The sequence below is a fragment of the Mariluticola halotolerans genome, assembly GCF_021611515.1.
Taxonomy (GTDB): domain Bacteria; phylum Pseudomonadota; class Alphaproteobacteria; order Rhizobiales; family Devosiaceae; genus Mariluticola; species Mariluticola halotolerans.
In genome coordinates, this window is the sequence record NZ_CP090960.1 from 2204919 (window position 1) to 2225454 (window position 20536).

At 59.6% G+C, this 20536-nt stretch carries 16 protein-coding genes; 3 read left to right on the forward strand and 13 right to left on the reverse strand.

Features of this window, described 5'->3' with window-relative positions:
- The first annotated feature begins 112 nt into the window (after positions 1 to 112).
- Together L1P08_RS10530 and L1P08_RS10535 are read left to right on the forward strand one after the other, a co-directional pair.
- Positions 113 to 1291 (forward strand): acetyl-CoA C-acetyltransferase, encoded by a 1179-nt coding sequence (locus L1P08_RS10530; RefSeq protein ID WP_303616974.1) that lies wholly within the window; start codon positions 113 to 115, stop codon positions 1289 to 1291.
- A gap of 9 nt (positions 1292 to 1300) precedes the next feature.
- Positions 1301 to 3250 (forward strand): acetoacetate--CoA ligase, encoded by a 1950-nt coding sequence (locus tag L1P08_RS10535; protein ID WP_303616975.1) that lies wholly within the window; start codon positions 1301 to 1303, stop codon positions 3248 to 3250.
- Positions 3251 to 3571: 321 nt separating this feature from the next.
- Here the strand turns inward: L1P08_RS10535 and L1P08_RS10540 are convergent, their stop codons facing one another.
- The 11 genes from L1P08_RS10540 to aptA form a co-directional block, all read right to left on the reverse strand.
- Entirely contained in the window at positions 3572 to 4780 is a 1209-nt protein-coding gene (locus tag L1P08_RS10540; protein WP_303616976.1) for a class I SAM-dependent RNA methyltransferase, read from the reverse strand.
- A gap of 93 nt (positions 4781 to 4873) precedes the next feature.
- On the reverse strand, positions 4874 to 8098 hold the full coding sequence (amt, locus tag L1P08_RS10545; protein WP_303616977.1) for an ammonium transporter: 3225 nt from the start codon (positions 8096 to 8098) through the stop codon (positions 4874 to 4876).
- Between the two features lie 273 nt (positions 8099 to 8371).
- The gene (locus tag L1P08_RS10550) at positions 8372 to 9355 is read right to left on the reverse strand and encodes an ABC transporter substrate-binding protein (RefSeq protein WP_303616978.1); all 984 of its coding nucleotides are present in this window, start codon (positions 9353 to 9355) and stop codon (positions 8372 to 8374) included.
- A gap of 20 nt (positions 9356 to 9375) precedes the next feature.
- Positions 9376 to 10218, reverse strand: a complete 843-nt coding sequence (locus L1P08_RS10555; RefSeq protein WP_438268458.1) for an ABC transporter permease — start codon at positions 10216 to 10218, stop codon at positions 9376 to 9378.
- 269 nt (positions 10219 to 10487) lie between these two features.
- Complete coding sequence (locus L1P08_RS10560; protein ID WP_303619545.1) at positions 10488 to 11369, reverse strand: ABC transporter permease; 882 nt, start codon at positions 11367 to 11369, stop codon at positions 10488 to 10490.
- Between the two features lie 5 nt (positions 11370 to 11374).
- Positions 11375 to 12169 carry an ABC transporter ATP-binding protein gene (locus L1P08_RS10565; protein WP_303616980.1) on the reverse strand — a complete coding sequence of 265 codons (795 nt, stop codon included), beginning with the start codon at positions 12167 to 12169 and terminating at the stop codon, positions 11375 to 11377.
- Positions 12170 to 12172: 3 nt separating this feature from the next.
- Entirely contained in the window at positions 12173 to 13627 is a 1455-nt protein-coding gene (gene hydA, locus L1P08_RS10570; protein WP_303616981.1) for a dihydropyrimidinase, read from the reverse strand.
- Between the two features lie 18 nt (positions 13628 to 13645).
- Positions 13646 to 14278: a LysE family translocator gene (locus L1P08_RS10575; RefSeq protein WP_303616982.1), complete on the reverse strand. Its 633-nt coding sequence runs from the start codon at positions 14276 to 14278 to the stop codon at positions 13646 to 13648.
- Complete coding sequence (locus L1P08_RS10580) at positions 14275 to 15525, reverse strand: Zn-dependent hydrolase (RefSeq protein ID WP_303616983.1); 1251 nt, start codon at positions 15523 to 15525, stop codon at positions 14275 to 14277. The genes L1P08_RS10575 and L1P08_RS10580 overlap by 4 nt, the downstream gene beginning before the upstream one ends.
- A 29-nt stretch (positions 15526 to 15554) precedes the next feature.
- Positions 15555 to 17045 carry a CoA-acylating methylmalonate-semialdehyde dehydrogenase gene (locus L1P08_RS10585; protein WP_303616984.1) on the reverse strand — a complete coding sequence of 497 codons (1491 nt, stop codon included), beginning with the start codon at positions 17043 to 17045 and terminating at the stop codon, positions 15555 to 15557.
- Positions 17045 to 18325: an omega-aminotransferase AptA gene (gene aptA / locus L1P08_RS10590; protein WP_438268459.1), complete on the reverse strand. Its 1281-nt coding sequence runs from the start codon at positions 18323 to 18325 to the stop codon at positions 17045 to 17047. The genes L1P08_RS10585 and aptA overlap by 1 nt, the downstream gene beginning before the upstream one ends.
- 226 nt (positions 18326 to 18551) lie before the next feature.
- On the opposite strand from aptA, the gene L1P08_RS10595 reads away from it, so the two are divergent.
- Positions 18552 to 19190: a TetR family transcriptional regulator C-terminal domain-containing protein gene (locus tag L1P08_RS10595; RefSeq protein ID WP_303616986.1), complete on the forward strand. Its 639-nt coding sequence runs from the start codon at positions 18552 to 18554 to the stop codon at positions 19188 to 19190.
- On the opposite strand, the gene L1P08_RS10600 is transcribed toward L1P08_RS10595, so the two are convergent.
- Both L1P08_RS10600 and L1P08_RS10605 read right to left on the reverse strand, forming a co-directional pair.
- The gene (locus L1P08_RS10600) at positions 19191 to 20108 is read right to left on the reverse strand and encodes a DMT family transporter (protein WP_303616987.1); all 918 of its coding nucleotides are present in this window, start codon (positions 20106 to 20108) and stop codon (positions 19191 to 19193) included.
- A 44-nt stretch (positions 20109 to 20152) separates the two neighbouring features.
- Complete coding sequence (locus L1P08_RS10605; RefSeq protein WP_303616988.1) at positions 20153 to 20521, reverse strand: DoxX family protein; 369 nt, start codon at positions 20519 to 20521, stop codon at positions 20153 to 20155.
- Between the last annotated feature and the right edge of the window lie 15 nt (positions 20522 to 20536).

The window sequence follows — 20536 nt, forward strand, 5'->3', positions numbered from 1 at the left end:
CGTCATGTGCAATCATGACGTATAAATACGTCTATCGGTTCGGCTTGTGCAAGCGTTAGCTAGAAAAAAACAGGAACCGGCCCCAACCCATGGCGGCACGGGAGGAGAGAGCATGAGCCAGAAAGACGTTTTCATCACGGCGGCGCGGCGCACCCCGGTGGGGGCCTTTAACGGGGCGCTGTCGACGCTTGAGGCGCACCAGCTGGGGGCGACAGCCATTACCGCCGCCATTGCTGATGCCGGGATTGCGCCGGACATGATTGACGAGAGCATTATGGGGCAGGTGCTGACTGGGGGGGTGGGCATGAACCCGGCCCGACAGGCAACCCGGCTGGCCGGCCTGCCTGATGCGTCCCCGGCGCTCAATATCAACCAGGTCTGCGGTTCGGGGTTGCGCGCGGTGGCGCTTGGCAGCCGGCAAATCATGGCGGGTGACGCTGAAATCGTTATCGCCGGCGGGCAGGAAAGCATGAGCCGCGCCCCCCATGTCGCAGTTTTGCGGCAGGGGCAAAAGCTGGGCGACATCAGCCTCATCGATACGGTGATGCGCGACGGTCTGTCCGATGCATTCTATGGCTATCCAATGGGCAAGACGGCGGAGAATGTGGCCGATCTCTACAAGCTCAGCCGGCAGGCGCAGGACGTGTTCGCCCTCACCTCGCAACAGCGCGCGTCCGCCGCTTCAAAGGCCGGGCGTTTTGCGGATGAGATCGCGCCGGTCACCGTCAAGGGGCGCAAGGGCGACACAATAGTTAGCGATGACGAATATATCCGGCATGACGCGACCCTTGAAAGCATGGCGCGGCTGAAACCGGCCTTTCAGGCCGATGGCACGGTGACAGCGGCCAATGCGTCGGGGATCAATGACGGCGCGGCGGCGCTGGTGCTGATGTCAGAGACGGCCCTTGCGGCCAATGGCACCGCGCCGCTGGCGCGGATTGCCGGCTTCGCCCATACAGGGCTTGACCCGCAGGTGATGGGCCTTGGCCCGATCAGCGCCAGCCACAAGGCGCTGGAGCGTGCCGGATGGGCCGTTGACGATGTGGATTTGTGGGAGCTCAATGAAGCCTTCGCCGCGCAGAGCCTTGCCGTGGTGCAGGATCTGGCGCTCGACCCGGAACGGGTCAATGTCAATGGCGGGGCGATTGCCATCGGTCATCCCATCGGCGCGTCGGGCGCGCGGGTGCTGGTGACGCTGGTACATGAAATGATCAAGCGCGATGCCAAACGCGGCCTCGCCGCACTCTGCATTGGCGGCGGCATGGGCATTGCCCTTTGTCTCGAACGTTAGGGGGTTAGTATGGCTGACAATATCCCTTACATATGGGCACCAAAACCCGACCAGAAACGCCAGTCAGCGCTCTGGCAATTTGCCGAGAAAACCCATACCCACCATGGCGCCGCCCCCGATGATTATGCGGCCCTGCTCGACTGGTCGATCAAGGCCCCTGACGCTTTTTACGATGCCCTCTGGGATGATCTGGCGATTATCGGCGACAAGGGCGATGCCGCTTTCATCCCCGGCGCGACCCTGCGCGATGCGCAGTTTTATCCCGGCGCGCGGCTCAATTACGCGGAAAATCTCTTACGCAATCCCGATGACAGTCTCGCCATCATCGCCCATCGCGACGACGGGACAAAGCGCTCCATCACCCGGCGCGACCTTTATGACGCGGTCTCCCGGGCCGAACAGGCCTTGCGCGCCGAGGGCGTTGTCGCCGGTGACCGGGTGGGGGCAATTGTCACCCATGATATTGAAGCGATTATCTTTTATCTCGCCACGTCAGCAATCGGGGCGATCTGGTCATCCTGCTCGCCCGATTTCGGGCCCGCCGGGGCCAGTGACCGGCTGTGCCAGATCGCGCCGAAAGTGCTGGTCGCCGTGCCCGGCTATGGCTATGCCGGCAAGAAGATCGATGTTGCCCCGACCATTGCCGCCGTGGCCGCCGGCACACCGCTGACGCGGATCGTCATTCTCGGCGACACGGTGCCCGAGAGCCTCTCAACCCTCCCCGCTCGCACCATGGCCGACTTTCTGGCACCCTTTACGCCCGAAACCATTGCCTTTAACCGGCTGCCGTTTGCAGCGCCCTTGGTGATCCTTTTTTCCTCTGGCACCACGGGCAAGCCGAAATGCATCACCCATTCAGCCGCCGGATTGCTGATCCAGCACATGAAGGAACATAAGCTGCATTGCGACATCACGCCCGGCGAGCGGTTTTTCTATTTCACCACCTGCGGCTGGATGATGTGGAACTGGCAGGTTTCCGGCCTCGCGCTGGGGGCAGTGCTGGTCACCTATGACGGCAACCCCTTCTACCCCGCGCCCGAAAGGCTGATCGACCTGATCGATAGCGAAGAGATCGCCATCTTTGGCACCTCGGCGAAATATATCGATGCCTGTCTCAAGGCCGGATTGAAGCCGGGCAAAACCCACAAGCTCGACACGCTGCGGCTGATCCTTTCGACCGGCTCACCGCTGATCCCGCCGAGTTTCGATTATATCTATACGGACTGGAAGGCCGATGTGCATCTGGCCTCAATTTCCGGCGGCACCGATATCTGCGCCTGTTTTCTCGGCGGCAATCCGCTTTTGCCGGTCTATCGCGGCGAGCTGCAATGCGCGCTTTTGGGCATGGATGTGGATACGCTCGATGACGCGGGGAACCCGGTCAGCGGCGAGGCCGGTGAATTCGTCTGCCGCAACGCCCATCTCTCCATGCCGGTCAGTTTTTGGGGCGATGAGGATGGCGCGCGCTATCACAGCGCCTATTTCGAACGCTTTCCCGGGCTTTGGGCCCATGGCGATTTCGTCGAAAAACGCCCCTCGGGCGGTTTCATCATTCATGGCCGTTCCGACACCACGCTCAATCCGGGCGGGGTGCGGATCGGCACGGCGGAAATCTACCGGCAGGTGGAAACCATTGCCGAAGTGGAAGAAGCGATTGCGGTGGGGCAGGACAAGGATGGCGACCAGCGGGTGATCCTCTTCGTCAAACTGCGCCCGGGCAAAACATTGACCGAGGAAGTGACCAAAGAGATCCGGACCCGTATCCGGACGGGCGCCACCCCGCGCCATGTGCCGGCCAAAATCATCGCCATCAGCGCCATCCCGCGCACCCGCTCGGGCAAGATTTCTGAAATCGCGGTGCGCGATACCATTCACGGGCGGGTGGTGAAAAACACCGATGCGCTGGCCAATCCGGAAAGTCTGGCGCTTTACCGGGATATTGCGGAATTGAACGACTAACCCTCGCCTTCCTTCTCCCTCGGGCTGGACCCGAGGGCATAGGTAACGGCCCTCACCGTGTCATTCCCGTGAAAACGGGAATCCAGCGCACCGCGTCAGCGGTGCCAGAAGAAATCTTTTGCGGGCAGGACTGCCCGCACTGGATTCCCGCCTGCGCGGGAATGACGAAGTGTTAGAAGCGCATTCTGAACTTTCCCAAACCCTCATGGTGAGCTTGTCGAACCACGAGGGTTTTTACCCAGTGGGTGCAGCCCATCCTTTTACAGGCTCAGGATGAGGGTGGTGTTTGGCACCCAAATCTCCGCCGTCATTGCGCGCGGGTTACCGCCGGAAAACCGCGACGGTTTCGAGATGGGCGGACCAGATGAACTGGTCGATCGGGGTTACTTTTTCCAGCCGAAAGCCGCCGGCGATCAGGATGGCGGCATCGCGGGCAAAGCTCACCGGGTCGCAGGAGACCATGACCACCAGCTTGACCTTTGACTGGGCCAGTTCGCGGGCCTGTGCCTCGGCGCCAGCCCGGGGCGGGTCGAGCACAACCGCATCAAACGGTTTCAACTCCATCGGCACCAGCGGATCGCGCATCAGGTCGCGGGTTTCGGTGCCCATGATCTTGAGGCCCGGCGTGCCGCGCAAGGCCGCGTCACAGGCAGCCACGGCCTGGCGGTCACTGTCGACGGCAAAGGTCTTGGCAGTAGCGGCCAGGCGCAAGGCAAACGGGCCCACGCCACAAAACAGGTCAGCGACCCGCTTTGCGCCCTTGCAGGCTGTGACAATCTCGGCCCCGATAATTTCTTCGGCCGCGGCCGTTGCCTGCAGGAAACTCCCGGCGGGCAGGCGCACCATTGCGGTGCCCATTCTGACCTCAGGGGGGCGATTGATGATGATGTCTTCACCATTCAAAGCCAGACGGGCCAGTTTGTAGCGCATGGCGATATTGGTCAGGGGTTTGTAGGCACCCCGCGCCTTGGCGCGGATCGCCACGTCAATGCCGGTATCGGTTGCCGTCAGGGAGACATCGCAATCACCAAGCGCCCGGTAGCAGGCGCGGGTGATATCCGCCGCCTCGGCCAATTCGGGCACGAGAACCGGACACTGGTCGAGATCATGCACCTCATGGGAACGCAAGCCGTTAAACCCTGCCCCTTCGCGCCGGCCATGCAGCGTGGCGCGGCGACGGCCTGCCCCTTCCGCATCAATGAGCGGGGCGACATCGGCTGCAATTCCGGCGCGCTCAAGCGCTGTGACCAGCAATTGCCGTTTCCATTGGCGATAGCCTTGCCGGTCCCAGTGCTGCAACTGGCACCCGCCGCAGGAGCCGAAATGTTTACATCCAGGTTCGACCCGTTCGGGCGAGGCGGAAACCACCGCCTCCAGCCGGCCGCGATTGCCCTCAATCAGCGCGCGCACGCTTTCACCCTTCAGGGTACCGGCAATGAAAACCGGCTTGTCATCGACAAGGGCAATGCCCTCACCGCGCGCGCCCATATCGGCAATTTCAAGAAGCTGGAGTGCGGCTTGCGCTGTCATGGTGGCGGCTTTGTTGCTCGTGTCAGGGATAAAGCGCACACCTTTGCGGCATAAGCGGCCCGGTATCAATAGGCCGCTATAAAAGCCTTGCGGCTAATTGGCCCGGCGACGCCTGAGGTTGCGGTTTGAGGCCATGGAGCGGGTCTTGAGCTTTTGGGCCGCTTGCTTGAGCTTTGAGATATCCGCCACCGGGGATTTGGTCCCTTCAAGCGCTGCGGTGATTTCCGCGGAGGGCAGTTCCAGCAATTCAGCCACCGGGACAGGCCGCCCCAGAATGAAGCCCTGGATTTCCCGGCAACCGCGCTCGGCCAGCATTGAAACCTCATCGATATATTCAACGCCTTCAGCAACGATATTCATCTCCAGCGCCCGGCCCAGCCGGATGATGGTATCGATAATGGCCAGCGCATCGCCATCCGTGCGGGCGTTTTGCAAAAAGGAGCGGTCGATCTTGATGGTGTCGAACGGAAAACGGCTGAGATAGCCCAGCGAGGAATAGCCGGTGCCGAAATCATCAAGCGCAATACGGATGCCGAGCTTTTTGAGGTGTTTGAGCAGGGCAATGGCGCGTTTGTCATCATCAATCAGCACGCTTTCGGTGATCTCGATTTCCAGCCGTTCGGCTTCCAGACCACTGTCCTTGAGCGCCATGGCAATTGTTTCGACAAACTGCTTGTCGCGGAACTGTACCGGGCTGACATTGACGCTGACGGTGGCAGAACCGAGATGGGCGACCGCCAGGCGGCAGGCCTCGCGCAATACCCAGGTGCCGATCGGCACGATCTTGCCGGAATGTTCGGCCACGGGAATAAAATCGGCCGGATTGATCAGACCGTTTTCAGGGTGCTGCCAGCGGATCAATGCCTCATAGCAATCAATCGAGGCCGTCGCCAGATCAAGCCGGGGCTGGAAATAAAGCCGGAACTGATCGCCTTCAAGCGCCGGCATCAGGTCCGCGTCGAGCAATTGGCGGCGGCGCAATTCGGCATCCATGCCCGGTTCAAACAGGGCATACTGGTTCCGGCCGCTGTTCTTGGCGTGATAAAGGGCGGTATCGGCGCGGGTGATCAGCTGGTCCCCCTGCAGGCCATCGCGCGGACAAATGGCAACGCCCACGCTGGCGCCAATGCGAATCTTTGTGTCGCGCGCCACGGTGATCGGGCGCGAGAGTTCGGTGACGATCCGGTGGGCCAGGTCTTCAGCCTGATTGGCGAATTCCACACGCCCCTGCAACACGGCATATTCATCGCCGCCAAGGCGGGCGACCATATCCCCGGCCCGCACCACCTGGCGCAGGCGTTCCGCTGTCACCTTGATCACCTCGTCACCTGCCGGGTGGCCATGCAGGTCATTAATATCCTTGAAGTGATCGAGATCGACCAGCAGCACCGCCGAGGGCGTGCCCGTGGCGATGGTTACGCGGATCATCTCGTTGAGGTTTTCGTTGAACAAGGCCCGGTTGGGCAGGTTTGTCAGCGGGTCATGCTGGGCGAGAAAACGGATCTGGTCCTCTGCCTTCTTGCGGTCGCGCAAATCGAAAATGGCACTGACCCGTGTGCGGGCACCGCGATAGATGATGTCGCGCCCGCGCATTTCGACGGGAATGCGTTCGCCATGGGCATTGAGAATGTGAATTTCGTGCGGCTCGGGCAAGCCATCGGCCAGCCGCTCAGCCATGGGCGCGCGGTCGTCGGGCGCGATCAGGTCGAACAGTTCCCGGTCGGCGAGTTCGGCCATGGGCAGACCGATCAGGGTTTCAAAGGCGGCATTGCCATCAATGATCTTGCCTTCCACTGAAATGCACAGCGCTTCAAACGTCGCGTCAGTCAGAGCGGCCAGACGTTCGGCCTCCTCATCGGAACGGCGCAGATCGGTGGCCTTGGAGCGCAGCGCCTCTTCCTTTTGCATATTGTCCATCAGCGCATTGAGCATGCGGGTGAGCTGTTCGGCCTCATCGCCCGGCTCGATGCGCAAACGGGTATCAAAATCGGCTGTGCCGTGCACCAGCGCGCCCAGCGCTTCCTCGACATGGCCAATGCCAATCCGGGTGGCGTGTTCGGCCTCGTTGAGGCCCCGGCCTTCGGCCTGTGCGGTCACCCGCACCTTCATCACCCGGTCGAGCACAAAAAACAGGGCCAGCCCGAGCACAAAGGTCCAGGCAAAATTGATCCCGATGCCAAGCACCTGCACACCCAATTGCTCAAGCCGGTTGCCAAGAGGCAGGTTGGCGGCAGGGGCCAGCAAGGCGAGCAGGAGGGTGCCGGTCGCCCCGGCAAAACCGTGAACACCAATGGCGCCCACCGCATCATCAATCTGAAAGCGCTCTTCGAGCAATTTGTTGCCGAGCACGGCGGCCATGCCGCCAGCGATCCCCACAAGCACGGCTCCCGCACTGTCGAGCACCATGCAACCGGCAGTGACCGCGACCAGTCCCCCCAGCATGCCCGAGACGGCCTTTTCGGGCAGGATCACCTTGTCCTGGGCCCAGCCCAGCAGGTATCCGGCAGCACCGCCCGCCGCACCGGCCATGACGGTGTTGAGAATGATATGAGCGATATCGGGGGTTGCAGCGACCGTCGATCCGCCGTTGAAGCCTATCCAGCCAAAGAACAAAAGCAGCGCCCCGGCAGTCGCCAGCACAGGGCTGTGGCCCGCAATGCGCACCGGCTTGCCATCGGCAGTGAAACGGCCAAAGCGCGGGCCCAGAATCAGACAGGCGGCCAGCGCCACCCATGCGCCGGTGGCGTGGACGACGGTGGAGCCGGCAAAATCGACAAAGCCCATATTGCCCAGAAACGCGCCCTGGCTTGGCCCCAGTGCCGAGCCCCAGGCCCAATGGGCGAAAACCGGATAAATGAACCCGGCCATGATGACCGACCCCAGCACATAGGCGGGGAGTTTCATGCGTTCGGCAACAGCCCCGGAGACAATGGTCGCCGCGGTGCCGCAGAACATGACCTGAAACACGAAAAAGCCTGCCGTCCAGGGATCAAGCCCGGTGAGCAGGAACAGGTTCGCGTCCATGCCCACCGGCAGCGCCAGTGTGCCGGTGCCAAAGGCGAACATGAAACCGAACGCCCCGAAGACCAGTACTGAAAACATGAAATCCAGCAGGTTTTTCTGGGCCACATTGATGGTATTCTTGGACCGCACCATGCCCGCTTCCAAAAGCATGAAGCCGATCTGCATCATCATGACCAGGGCGGCGGCGACCAGCATCCAGACCATATCGAGCCGGACGGCCTGGTCGGCGATCATTTCTGCGGGGGTCACAGCTTCGGCAGCGGCAACAGGTAATGTCCCGAGCGCTGACACCATGGGTGCAAGGACCAAAGGGAAGTGCCGGAATAATCTGTCCAAAGGACCGCCGCCGTTCTTGTTGTTTTTCAGGCGGTAAGCTGGGCAAATCTGTTTAATGAAATGTTATTTTTACGCGCTCAAGGGCGATTTTTTGCTTAATTTGTCAACAAATATCCAACCATGGCCACCATCGCCTAAATTTTATGCATGTTTTCCGACGTCTGGCAGGTGTCGCCATGCAAAAGGCGGGGCCATGGCCCCGCCTCTCTAGTCACACTCAAAAAAAGCGGATTACATGCCGGCTTTGTCGGTGATCTCCAGCGTATAGGCGCCTTCCGGCTGGTTCTCGATGATCTTTTGATCGAGCAATGCCTTCTCGGTACGGTTATAGGCATCAATATTGAGCGCAAAGTCGTCCGGATCGACCAGTTTGGCCACTTCGCTCATCATATATTGCTGATGCTCAAGGGTCTGGGCGCCGGATTCGTCATTATCGATAACGATCTGTGCGGCTTCATCGGGATTCTCCACCGCATATTTCCAGCCCTTTTGCGAGGCTTTGACGAAGCGGACCATGGTTTCGGCAAAGGCGGGATCCGCGAGATCTTCTTCCATTGCATAAAGACCGTCTTCGAGCAGGTCATTGCCCATTTCGGTGTAGTTGAAGATGGTCAGCTTGTCGGTGGTGAACCCGGCATCGATCGCCTGGCCCAGTTCATTATAGGTCATGACCGAAATGCAATCGGCCTGGCCTTGAATCAAGGGCTCAACATCAAAGCTCTGCTTGAGCACATTGACGCCGGCATCGCCGCCATCTGTTGGAATGCCTTCCTTGTTCATCCAGGCATAGAAGGGATATTCATTGCCAAAGAACCAGACGCCGAGTGTGTGGCCGGGGAAATCCGCCACGGTCTGTACCGGGCCATCCTTGGGACAGATCAGCAACAGGCCGGATTTCTTGAATGGCTGGGCGATATTGACGAGCCCCACACCCTTGTCCCGCGCGGCCAGTGCGCCGGCCATCCAGTCGACGATCACATCAGCACCGCCACCGGCAATCACCTGTTCCGGCGCCACGTCGGGCCCGCCGTTCTTGATGGTGATGTCGATGCCTTCTTCTTCATAAAAGCCTTTGTCCTTGGCGACAAAATAACCGGCGAATTGCGCCTGAGCGACCCATTTGAGCTGCAGGGTCACTGCGTCCGCTGCCATGCCGGCAGAGGTCGACAGCGCCATGGCACTGGCCATCAGGCCTACCAAAATTATTTTTTTCATTAGCGTTTCCCTTTTCCCTGTTAAGCCCGCCCACTGCGGACGGACGGATGCCAGAATGTGACGGCGCGTTCGAGCAATGCCATCACACCGTAAAATGCAGAGCCCGCCAGTGCCGCGATGGCGATTTCTGCCCAGACCATCTCGACATTCAGCTTGCCGATCTCGGAGGAGATGCGAAAGCCCATGCCAACGATGGGTGTCCCGAAAAATTCGGCCACGATGGCCCCGATCAGGGCGAGGGTGGAATTGATTTTCAGGGCATTGAAAATGAAAGGGGCCGCCGCCGGCAGGCGCAGCTTGGCCAGTGTCTGCCAATAGCTCGAGGCATAGGTGCGCATCAAATCGCGCTCCATCTCGCCCGAAGCGTTAAGGCCGGAAATCGTATTCACCAGCATGGGAAAGAAGGTCATCACCACAACCACCGCCGCCTTTGACTGCCAGTCAAAGCCGAACCACATCACCATGATCGGGGCGATGCCGATCAGGGGCAAGGCCGAGACGAAATTACCCAGCGGCAACAGCCCGCGCTTGAGAAAGGGGGAGCGGTCAATGGCAATGGCGACGGCAAACCCTGCTGCACAGCCCATGGCATAGCCAATCAGCACTGCCTTGATGAAGGTCTGATAAAAATCGGCGGCGAGAACGGGCACGCTATTGATCAACTGGTCCCAGATGCCCGAGGGCGCGGGCAGAAGAATGGTCGGCACACCGCCACCCCGCGTCACCCCTTCCCAGACCACCAGAATGGCCGCGCCGAACATGGCGGGGATCAGAACCCCCGTCTGGGCCAGCGTGGTGCCTCTCGCAATCCCCGTCGACAGGCGTTCGGCGAATAGCCAGCCGAACAACCAAGTGCCGACCAGTGTGCACCAGAAACCGGGGGCTGCCAGATCGATCACGGCAAGCGAGACCATCAAGACCACAGCGCCGGCCACAGCCAGCAGGCCATCGATCACATAGTTGAAGGCCACACGGAAGCGGGCAAGGCTCACCACACCCAAAATCAGAAACACCAACACTGCGGGAAAATTTAGAATGCCGCTCTGGGCCTCACCAACAAGGCCATAGGGCAGCACGAGCGCCAGCAAACAAAGCAGGCCTGCGCCAAGCGCCAGCGCTTTTTGAAGCCGCGTCATGTTCGCGCTCCCATGCTGAGATGGGTCAAGCGCTCAACGGCGGAGACACAAAAGATCAGGGCACCGGCCAGCAGCGCAGCAGTCACAAGAGCCGACCAGATTTGTACCGTCTGCCCGTAATAGGACCCGGCCAAAAGCCGCGCGCCAAGACCCGATCCGCCACCGGCGGGGAGTTCCGCAACAATGGCCCCAACAAGGCTGGCGGCGACGCCGACCTTCATGGAAGTGAACAGATAGGGCAGCGCCGTGGGCCAGCGCAGTTTCCAGAATGTCTGGAATTTAGAGGCGCTATAGGTATGCATCAGATCGAGCTGAATACCCTCGGGACTGCGCAGACCCTTGACCATGCCGACAACGACGGGGAAGAAACTGAGATAGGTCGAGATCAGCGCCTTGGGGATCAGCCCGGATACGCCAACCGCGTTGAGCACCACCACCACCATGGGTGCAATCGCGAGAATAGGCACAGTCTGGCTGGCAATGATCCAGGGCATCAGCGAGCGGTCCATGGTCGCGCTATGGATGATGAACACGGCCAGACCTATGCCGAACAATGTGCCAAAGACAAAGCCCAAAAGGGTGGCCGAGAGGGTGATCCAGCCATGATAGACAAGGCTGCGCTTGGAGGTGATGGCCTGCCCCATCGTGGTGTTCCAGAATTCGCCAGCGACCTGATGCGGGGTCGGCAGCAATGGTTTTTTCTGGTTGAGCACATCATTGAGCAATTCGCTCGTGCTCCAGCCCACCACATCGGTGCGGTTATAGGTATCGATCTGGCGCTGCCAGTTCATGCCGATGGCGGCAAAATACCAGATGACGATGAGCGCCGCTGAGACGAGAAGGACGGGAAGCGTTTTACCCTCAATCAGCTGCCGCATCATGCTCATTGCTCCTCGTAGCTGTGTCCGGCCCGAAGGCCCTCGCGGACCCTGTGGGCGATGGCGAGGAATTCGGGCGTCTCGCGGATATCGAGGGGGCGCTCGGCGGGCAATGTGCTTTCAATCACATCGGTCACCCGACCGGGGCGCGGCGACATGACGACGATCTTTGTCGACAGGTACACTGCCTCGGGAATGGAATGGGTGACGAAACAGATGGTCTTTTTCGTTTCGGCCCAGAGTTTGAGCAATTGTTCGTTGAGGTGATCGCGGACGATTTCATCGAGCGCGCCAAACGGCTCATCCATCAGCAACAGGTCGGCATCAAAGGCCAGCGCGCGGGCAATGGAGGCGCGCTGCTGCATGCCGCCGGAGAGTTGCCAGGGGTATTTCTGTTCAAACCCGGCGAGATTGACCAGTTCCAGTGTCCGGGCAATCCGCGCCTTTTGTTCCGCTTTGGTATAGCCCATGATCTCAAGCGGCAGGCCGACATTTTTCTCGATCGTCCGCCAGGGATAGAGTGCCGAGGCCTGAAACACATAGCCATAGGCCCGGTCCTGCCGCGCCTTTTTTGGCGTGGTGCCATTGACCAGGATCGTGCCTTCGGTCGGCTGTTCCAGATCGGCAATGACCCGCAAGAACGTCGTCTTGCCGCAGCCGGAGGGACCAATGAAGGAAACGAATTCGCCGGGTTTGACGGTCAGATCGACATTATGCAGTGCCTCAACCGGCCCGTCATTGGTGGGAAAGGTCAGGCCGAGGCCCTTGGCGGAGACGACAGCCGTAGGAGACGTGTTCAAATCCTAGACCCCCGACGCCGGAATGCCGGTGCGTTCGACTTTGCGGGGCGCGGTGATTTCCTTCCAGGTGGACAGCGCCTTGTTGACGGCCTGGAACGGTTCGCGCTTGATGAATTTGCCATGCCCTTCCTCGGTTTTCATCGTGCCCTCTTCCACCGCCACATGGCCGCGGGTCAGGGTGAAGCGCGGCAGGCCTTTGACATGCTTGCCCTCAAACACATTGTAATCGATCGCCGATTGCTGTGATTTCGCCGAAATCGTCTTTTCGCGTTCCGGGTCCCAGACAACGAGATCGGCATCGGCCCCCACCAGCACCGCACCCTTTTTGGGATAGGTGTTCAAGATCTTGGCGATATTGGTCGAGGTCACGGCGACGAATTCGTTCATGGTCAGCCGGCCGGTATTCACCCCATAGGTCCACAGCATCGGCATGCGGTCTTCCAACCCGCCGGTGCCATTGGGGATCTTGGTGAAATCGCCAACGCCATAGCGCTTCTGCTCGGTGGTGAAGGCGCAATGATCGGTGGCCACAACCTGTAACGACCCCGATTGCAGCCCGGCCCAGAGCGAATCCTGATGTTGCTTGTTGCGGAAAGGCGGCGACATCACCCGGCGGGCGGCGTGGTCCCAGTCCTTGTCGAAATATTCGCTTTCATCGAGGGTTAAATGCTGGATCAGCGGTTCGCCATAAACCCGCATGCCGTTCTGCCGGGCGCGGCGGATGGCTTCGTGGCTCTGCTCGCAGGAGGTGTGCACCACATAAAGGGGCACCCCGGCCATATCGGCAATCATGATCGCCCGGTTGGTGGCCTCGCCTTCCACTTGCGGCGGGCGGGAATAGGCATGGGCCTCGGGGCCGTTATTGCCCTCGGCCAAAAGCCGGGCCGACATGTCGGCAACGATATCGCCGTTTTCGGCATGGACCAGCGGCATGGCCCCGAGTTCGGCGCAGCGCTGGAACGAGGCATACATCTCGTCATCATTGACCATCAGCGCGCCCTTATAGGCCATGAAATGCTTGAAGGTATTGATGCCGCGCTCGCGCACCACGGTTTCCATCTCGTTGAAAACCTGCTCGCTCCACCAGGTAATCGCCATGTGGAAGGAATAATCGCAATTGGCGCGGGTGGATTTATTGTCCCACATGGAGAGCGCTTCAAGCAGCGACTGGCCGGGGGATGGCAGGCAGAAATCCACCACCATGGTCGTGCCCCCCGCCAAAGCCGCGCGGGTGCCGCTTTCAAAATCATCGGTCGAATAGGTGCCCATGAACGGCATTTCGAGATGCACATGCGGATCGATCCCGCCCGGCATCACATAACAGCCGGTCGCATCGAGCACCTCATCGCCACTGAGGTTGGGCCCAATCTCAACTATCGTGCCGCCCTCGATTTTTACATCGCCCTTATAGGTCAGGTCGGCGGTGACGATCGTGCCGTTCTTGATGACTTTGCTCATGGCGATAATCTCCAGATGCTAATTGTGAACAGACGCAAGCTTGGCGCCAAAACCGAGAAAGACGATGCCTGTTATGCCCTTGAGCCAGCGATGCGCGGTCCCTGACCTGGCAAACATGGTGACCCGGTCCAGCACCAGCACCATGCTCCCGAACCAGACGAGGTTGAGCACTGAATGGATGAACACAAGCGTCAGCACGTTGGTGGCGTTCATGGCGCTCGCGGGCAGAAACTGAGGGAATGCAGCGAGATAGAACATGGAGACCTTGGGGTTGAGCGCATTGGTCAAAAACCCCTCCAAATAGGCTTTGGCAAACCTGCGCGGGCGGCGAGACGGTACGTCGTGATGCGCCGGTTGTTGCTTGCCCAGGGCTTCCCGCAACGCCTTGATTCCGATCCAGCAAAGATACGCGGCCCCCACCCATTTGACCGCGGTGAACAATTCAGCAGACCGCATGATCAGGATCGACAGACCAAAAATTACAAAAAGGCCGTGGAGATAAAACGCCGACATAAAGCCCAGAACATTTGCAAAGCCGCTGGACCGGCCCGAAGTCGGCACTGTCTTGGCAATGAGGACGCCGTTTGGCCCCGGCGATATCACCAGCAGGGCTGCAACAAGAGTGAAGGCGACAATTATTGTAAAAGTCACTCAACAATCTCCGCTGTCTCCAGCACCGCATGCAGCAGCACGTCGGCGCCGGCGGCGGCCCATTCCTTGGTGATCTCTTCGGCTTCGTGATGGGACAGCCCGTCAACGCAGGGGCACATCACCATCGCCGTGGGGGCCACGCGGTTGATCCAGCAGGCGTCATGGCCAGCTCCCGAGACGATATCCATATGGGAATAGCCCAGCCGTTCAGCGGCATTGCGCACGGCTGAGACACAATTCTTGTCGAATTCGGGGGGATCGAACTGGCCGGAAATCGTGTGCTTGAATGTCAGCCCCAGCGCTTCGCAAACGCCGGGCGCGCGGTCGTAGAGTTCTTGCTCCATTGCCGTCAGCGAATCGAGAATTGGCGAGCGGAAATCGACCGTGAACACAACCTTGCCGGGAATGACATTGCGTGAATTGGGATAGACATCGATATGCCCGATCGCGCCCACCGCCGTCGGCTGGTATTTCATGGCAATCTCGTGCACCAGCTCGGTCACCTGCGCCAGCCCGCGCCCGGCATTCTTGCGCATGGGCATGGGGGTGGAGCCGGTATGGCTTTCCTTGCCGGTAATGGTGCATTCGATCCAGCGCAGACCCTGACCATGGGTGACGACGCCAATATCCTTGCCTTCAGCCTCCAAAATCGGACCCTGCTCGATATGCAGCTCAAAAAACGCATGCATCTTGCGGGCACCGACCTCTTCGTCGCCCTGCCAGCCGATGCGCTTTAGCTCATCGCCGAATTTGATGCCCTTGGCATCTTCCCGGTCATAGGCCCAATCGAGTTCATGCATGCCGGCAAAAACGCCGGAGGCCAGCATGGCGGGGGCGAAACGGGTGCCCTCTTCATTGGTCCAGTTGGTCACCACAATCGGGTGCTTGGTCTTGATGTCGAGATCGTTGAGGGAGCGCACCAGTTCCAGCGCGCCCAGCACACCCAAAACCCCGTCATATTTACCCCCCGTCGGCTGGGTATCGAGATGGGACCCCACATAAACAGGGAGGGCATCCGGATCGGACCCCTCCCTTTTCGCAAACATTGTGCCCATCTTGTCGACGCCCATTGTCATGCCGGCATCTTCGCACCATTTCTGGAACAGCTTGCGGCCTTCCCCATCGGCGTCGGTCAGGGTCTGGCGGTTATTGCCGCCGGCGACACCTGGCCCGATCTTGGCCATCTCCATGAGCGCATCCCAGAGGCGATCTGCGTTGATCCTGAGGTTTTTTCCGGGGGCTGACATGGGTTTTACGTCCTTTCGTTTCGTCGTGATCAGGCGGGGAAGGTGAAAACAGCGCCTTCCTTGACACCGCTCGGCCAGCGGGCCGTGACGGTTTTCAGCCGCGTGTAGAAATGCACCCCTTCGGGGCCATAGATGGAATGATCGCCAAACAGTGAGCGCTTCCAGCCGCCAAAGGAATGATAGGCGACCGGGACGGGGATCGGCACATTGATACCCACCATGCCCACTTCAATCTTGTCGGCAAAGGCGCGGGCGGTGTCGCCGTCACGGGTAAAGATGGCGGTGCCATTGCCATATTCATGGCCATGGATCAGTTCGACCGCTTCATCGAAATTCTGGGTGCGCACCACCGAAAGCACCGGGCCGAAAATCTCGTCGCGATAGATCGACATGTCCGGGGTCACATGGTCAAACAGGGTGCCGCCGACAAAATAGCCGTTTTCATAGCCCTGCAATTTGAAGCCGCGGCCATCAACCACCAGACTGGCCCCGGCCTTTTCGCCCGCATCAATATAACCGAGCACACGCTCCTGCGCCTGTTGGGTGATCAGCGGGCCCATCTCGGCGCTGGCATCAGACGCCGGACCGATCTTGAGCGCTTCCACCTTGGGCTTGAGCGCCGCGACCAGACGGTCTGCGGTTTCGTCCCCCACGGGCACGGCGACGGAAATCGCCATGCAGCGTTCACCGGCCGAACCGTACCCCGCGCCCATCAGCGCGTTCGCCGCCTGATCCATATCGGCATCTGGCATGACGATCATGTGGTTTTTCGCGCCGCCCAGCGCCTGTACGCGTTTGCCCGCCTTGGTCCCGCGCTGATAGACATATTCGGCAATCGGGGTGGACCCCACAAAGCTGACCGCCTTGATATCCGGATGATCGAGGATCGTATCGACCGCTTCCTTGTCGCCATGCACGATGTTGAAAATGCCGTCGGGCAGACCGGCCTGTTTGAACAGGTCAAAGGCGATCATCGCCGCCGACGGGTCGCGCTCGGAGGGTTTGAGGATGAAGGCATTGCCGCAGGCAATGGCCATTGGGTACATCCACATCGGCACCATGGCCGGGAAATTGAACGGGGTAATGCCCGCCACAACGCCCAAGGGCTGGCGGTCGGCATAGGTATCAATCGCCGGGCCGACATTGCGCGAATATTCGCCCTTCAACAAATGCGGAATACCGCAGGAAAATTCGACCACTTCAATGCCGCGCGCCAATTCGCCCAGGGCATCTTCATGGGTCTTGCCATGTTCGGCGGAAATCGCGTTGGCGATGGCATCCGCATTCTGGTTGAGCAATTCCAGAAACCGGAACATCACCCGGGCGCGCTTGGCCGGGGGCGTGTCGCCCCAGGCCGGTTGTGCGGCCTTGGCGGCGGCGACCGCTGCGTTCAGTTCATCAATAGTCGAGAGCGGCAGTTCTGCCGTCTGCTCGCCGGTCGCGGGGTTAAAAACCGCCCCGCGCCGGGTGGATTTGGAGATATAGCGTTGGCCGTTAACGGCATTTTCGATGACGTTCATCAGTCGATCTCATTCAAAACGCTGCGCAGTTTCCCGACGATTTCGTCGATATGCTGCTTTTCAATGATCAGGGGCGGGCTGAGGGCAATGATATCGCCCGTGGTGCGGATCAGCAAACCGTCATCATAGGCCTTAAGGAATGCGGAGAAGGCCCGCTTGGTCGGCTCCCCCTTGATCGGCTCCAGTTCGATGGCACCAATCAGGCCGATATTGCGGATATCGATGACATGGGGCGCATCTTTCAGCGAATGCAAGGCCTCGGCCCAGTAATCGCCGAGCTCCGCCCCGCGGGTCAGCAGCCCTTCCTCGCGATAAGTCTCGAGTGTGGCAAGCCCGGCGGCAGAGGCAATCGGATTGCCCGAATAGGTATAGCCGTGGAAGAACTCAATCATGTGCTCGGGGCCTTGCATGAAGGCGTCGTGAATTTCACCTTTCACAAAGACCGCGCCCATGGGGATGACACCATTGGTCAGGCCTTTGGCGGTGACCATGATATCGGGGGTCACGCCGAAATAATCGGCGGCAAACGGGGTGCCGACACGGCCAAAGCCGGTAATGACCTCGTCAAAAATCAGCAAGATGCCATGCTTGTCGCAAATATTGCGCAGGCGCTGCAAATAGCCCTTGGGCGGAATCAAAACGCCGGTGGAACCGGCAACCGGCTCGACAATGACAGCGGCAATGGTCGAGGCATCGTGCAGGGTGACAATCCGTTCCAGCTCGTCGGCCAGATTGGCGCCATGCTCGGGCTCGCCCTTGGTGAAGGCATTGCGGGCAATATCATGGGTATGGGGCATGTGGTCGACACCGGTCAAAAGGGTGCCGAACATCTTGCGGTTGGTGACAATACCCCCGACTGAGATGCCGCCAAAATTGACGCCGTGATAGCCGCGCTCACGCCCGATCAACCGCGAGCGGGCGCCATCGCCCTTGACCCGGTGATAGGCGAGCGCGACCTTCAGCGCGGTCTCGACCGATTCAGAGCCTGAATTGGTGAACAGCACATTGTCCATGCCCTTGGGCGCGATATCGACCAGCCGGTTGGCCAGTTCAAACGCCTTGGGGTGGCCCATCTGGAACGCCGGCGCGTAATCGAGTTCGGCGGCCTGTTTCTGAATGGCTTCGGTGATTTTGGGCCGGCAGTGCCCGGCATTGACGCACCAGAGGCCCGCCGTGCCATCGAGGACCTGCTTGCCATCAGAGGTGGTATAATACATGTCCTTTGCACCCACGAACATGCGCGGTGCTTTCTTGAACTGCCGATTTGCCGTAAACGGCATCCAGAATGCGCTCAAATCGTTCGGCGCCACATTCCCTTTATCCGACACTTTGTTTATTCCCCTAAATCACGCCTGTGGCAAAAATCCCGATAAATACTGGCATAGCTGTTGCTCGCGAAAAACTATGCTAACAATTTTTGACCAATTGGAAAAATGTTAGCATTCCTGTGGTGGCGATCAAGGTGAAAATTACTACATTGTCATAAAGAGGCGAGGAAGAGCACAAATGGACCAGAGAGTTACCGCCCGCCCGCTGACGCGGATCCAGCGCGAAAAGCAGGAAATCATCCTGGAAGCGGCGCTCGAGGTTTTCTCCACCCATGGCTTTCGCGGGGCAACGATCGACCAGATTGCCGAGGCGGCGGGCATGTCCAAGCCCAATCTTTTGTATTATTTTGGCCGCAAGGAAGACATCCACAAAGCGCTGATCGAGCAGCTGCTGGACACATGGCTGGCGCCGCTCGAGGAAATGGACGCGGACGGCGATCCCATCCCTGAAATCCGTTCCTATATCCGGCGCAAGCTGGAAATGGCGCGCGACTTTCCGCGCGAAAGCCGGTTGTTCGCCAATGAATTGCTGCAGGGCGCACCGCGTATCGTTGACCTTTTGGAAGACCGGCTGAAAATACTGGTTGATGAGAAGGCGGGCATTATCCAGCGCTGGATGGATGAGGGCAAGCTGGTGCAGGCTGACCCTTATCACCTGATCTTCGCCATCTGGGCGACCACCCAGCATTATGCCGATTTCGATGTGCAGGTCAGGGCGGTGCTTGGCAAGAACCGGGGCGGCGAAGGCCGTTTCGAGGATGCGGCACGCTTTCTCGAGCAGCTATTCATGCATGGGCTGAAACCCAAACAGAAATAGCTATTTGTCGGGCACCAGCGCCAGAATAACCATGCCCAGCACCGTCACAATTGCGCCCGCCATCACCGTCAGGCTGACCCAGCCATGCCCGGCCAGGCCCTCATAGGCAATCACAAAGGCTGGCACTAGATAGCCATAGGCCTGCACTTTTGAGGCCGGCAGCCGCATTGAGGCATATTGCACGAGGAACAGGGTGATCGCCGTGGTGAAAATGGCCAGATAAAGCAGGACGAACCAGACCAGCGGCGGCAGGGACGCCCAATCGGTACGGCTGATTTCGCCAAAGCCGTAAAGGCCGACCCAGATCGTGGTGGCGATGAGAATATAAAAGGTTGAAACCGGCAGGCTTTCGCCACGATTGAATTTGCGCAAGAGAGCCGTGAACAGGGCATAGCAGGCGCAGCCTGCAAGAAAGATCAGCTCACCGACGCCGATTTCAAAACCGGCAAGCGCCTGATAATCGCCCCTGAAAATAACCCATATCGAGCCGATGCCCGCGCACAGCAGACTGACCATCGCTGCCCAGCGCACATTCTGGCTCAGCAGGAAATAGGCAAATATCGCGGTCATGATCGGTGTCAGGGTGAACACGGCGCTTGTCGATACCGGCGAGGTCAGGGCGAGGGCCATGAACATGGTGACGAAATAAACGGCCATGCAAAAGCCCAGCAAGACAAAGCGCCAGGATGCGGGTGGCCATTTCAGCGTCTCCCGGCGCACGCCAAAGGCCAGCACGCCCATGATCAGCGCGGCGAGCACGAAACGCGCGCCATTAAGCGCTGCGGGACCAATATAGGGGGTGGTCAGTTTGCCCAGCGAGAAAGACCCGGCAATGAAGGCGGCGAAAAACACCATGGCCAGATGGCCTTTGAGCTTTTCTGCCCCTTGTGCATGGGTTGTGTGGTGCGCGCGCGCCATGGGATCAGATCACCTCACTTAAGGGGTTCTGGCCGGTTCGGCACTCAGGCGGTGCCGATCACCTGCAGGAGACCTGCGGCAAGGGTTATGTTGACCAATGTTGCGTAAAGATGAGGCGCTTGCGCGTCGCCCTCGAACCGGAAGAGGTTGTGATAGAACGCGGTGGCCAGTACCAGAAACACAATCAGCGCGATGGCGGCCCATGTGGTGAACAGCCCGAAAACAAGTGCCAGCCCCGCGACGAGCTGCACGCCGAAACCTGCCACCAGCAATAGCCGGTGCAAGGGGAAGCCGTAATTTGTCAGCGCGGTGGTGCGCGCGCCAAAATTGGCAAAATTGCGTATTCCGGCGATGACGAAGAACAGTCCGAAGACCACCCGTCCGATAGTAATGAACAGTTCTGCTTGTGCCACGATGTCCCCCCAGCT

Excerpts from the sequence above, each read along its gene's own strand:
- L1P08_RS10600 (WP_303616987.1), bottom strand. The coding sequence starts at position 20,108 with ATGGCGCGCGCGCACCACACAACCCATGCACAAGGGGCAGAAAAGCTC.
- L1P08_RS10580 (WP_303616983.1), bottom strand. The coding sequence starts at position 15,525 with ATGTCAGCCCCCGGAAAAAACCTCAGGATCAACGCAGATCGCCTCTGG.
- aptA (WP_438268459.1), bottom strand. The coding sequence starts at position 18,325 with ATGCCGTTTACGGCAAATCGGCAGTTCAAGAAAGCACCGCGCATGTTC.
- L1P08_RS10535 (WP_303616975.1), top strand. The coding sequence starts at position 1,301 with ATGGCTGACAATATCCCTTACATATGGGCACCAAAACCCGACCAGAAA.
- L1P08_RS10530 (WP_303616974.1), top strand. The coding sequence starts at position 113 with ATGAGCCAGAAAGACGTTTTCATCACGGCGGCGCGGCGCACCCCGGTG.
- amt (WP_303616977.1), bottom strand. The coding sequence starts at position 8,098 with ATGGTGTCAGCGCTCGGGACATTACCTGTTGCCGCTGCCGAAGCTGTG.
- L1P08_RS10585 (WP_303616984.1), bottom strand. The coding sequence starts at position 17,045 with ATGAACGTCATCGAAAATGCCGTTAACGGCCAACGCTATATCTCCAAA.
- L1P08_RS10595 (WP_303616986.1), top strand. The coding sequence starts at position 18,552 with ATGGACCAGAGAGTTACCGCCCGCCCGCTGACGCGGATCCAGCGCGAA.
- L1P08_RS10550 (WP_303616978.1), bottom strand. The coding sequence starts at position 9,355 with ATGAAAAAAATAATTTTGGTAGGCCTGATGGCCAGTGCCATGGCGCTG.
- L1P08_RS10560 (WP_303619545.1), bottom strand. The coding sequence starts at position 11,369 with ATGCGGCAGCTGATTGAGGGTAAAACGCTTCCCGTCCTTCTCGTCTCA.
- L1P08_RS10540 (WP_303616976.1), bottom strand. The coding sequence starts at position 4,780 with ATGACAGCGCAAGCCGCACTCCAGCTTCTTGAAATTGCCGATATGGGC.
- hydA (WP_303616981.1), bottom strand. The coding sequence starts at position 13,627 with ATGAGCAAAGTCATCAAGAACGGCACGATCGTCACCGCCGACCTGACC.